The sequence below is a fragment of the Ramlibacter sp. 2FC genome, assembly GCF_005503345.1.
Taxonomy (GTDB): domain Bacteria; phylum Pseudomonadota; class Gammaproteobacteria; order Burkholderiales; family Burkholderiaceae_C; genus SCMQ01.
The window spans coordinates 1-1,094 of record NZ_SCMM01000132.1; the positions used below are offsets into that span (position 1 = coordinate 1).

At 80.7% G+C, this 1,094-nt stretch carries 1 protein-coding gene; it reads left to right on the top strand.

Annotated elements, in window-relative coordinates:
• The first annotated feature begins 27 nt into the window (after positions 1 to 27).
• Entirely contained in the window at positions 28 to 1,077 is a 1,050-nt protein-coding gene (locus FFS10_RS22870) for a hypothetical protein (RefSeq protein ID WP_137896899.1), read from the top strand.
• Positions 1,078 to 1,094: the final 17 nt, after the last annotated feature.

Below are 1,094 nucleotides of genomic sequence, written 5' to 3' on the forward strand. Positions count from 1 at the left end.
GCCGGGAACCGATCCGGGAACCCCGCCATGCGTACGCCCGCCCGCCGCCACGATGTGCTCGCCGCCGCGCTGCGCGAGCTCGGCGCGGCGCTGGCGCCGCTGCGCCTGGCGTTCGCGGCGGCGGCCGAGGACCCGCTGCGCCTGTCGCTGCCGCCGCTGCCGGCCGCGGGCGCGGCCACGCCGTCTTCCGAGGTGCTGGCGGCCTACGCGGCGCTGTACCTGCACGCCGAGCTCGAAGAGGCCGGCGTGCTGCCCGCCGTCGAGGCCCTGGCCGAGCAGCGCCATGCGCTGGCGCTGCGCGAGCGCGCCACCGCCGAACGCCTGGAGCGCTTCGCCCAGGGCGCGCGCGACTACCCGGCCCGCGCCGACCGCGCCAGGCTCTACGCGCGGCTGTTCGGCCTGGGCCCGGCCGCGGTGCGCGCGCTGCGCGTCGCGGCGCAGGCCAGCGGGCCGGCCTGGGGCAGCGACGCGCCCCAGCCGCTGGACTTCGCCCAGCGCCTGCTGCGCCTGGCCGGCGCCGTCGTGCGCGCCGACGCCGAGCGCGCCCGCCTTGGCGGCCAGCCGGGCCTGGCCAGCCAGGCCGCCTGGCGCGCCGCCGCGCAGGAGCTGCTGGCCCTGGTCGCGGCGCAGTCGCCCGGTTCGCTGGTGCACTGGGCGCGCCGCATCCACGCGCGCAGCCTGCAGGCCTTCGAGCTGCTGGGCGACGCGGGCCTGATGCGCCAGCTGGTCGCGCGCACGCCCTGGGAGAGCCTGCAGCGCCTGCTGCCCGAGCAGGACGCCGCGCGGCGCGATGCCGCGGCGCGGCGCGGCGCGGCCGGCCAGGCCCTGCTGCGCAGCCTGGCGACGGCCGGCGACGCACCGGCGAATGCCGGACCTGATGCGGCCACGGTGCAGGCCGCCGTGCGCTGGCTGGTGGCCAGCGGCCTGCCGCTGCCCCAGGCCGAGCCTTCGCTGGTGCCTGCGCCCCTGCCCATGCCGCGCACCGCCTTCGCGGCCGGCGCCGCCCCGGCCCTCGCCGACCCGCTGGCCGAGGACGCGCTGCCCGAAGACCGCTGGGCGGAGGCCACGCTGCCATGAGCGCCGCCCTGCTGTCC

What these genes read in the sequence shown, in the direction of transcription:
- FFS10_RS22870 (WP_137896899.1), top strand. Translation starts at nt 28, where the DNA reads ATGCGTACGCCCGCCCGCCGCCACGATGTGCTCGCCGCCGCGCTGCGC.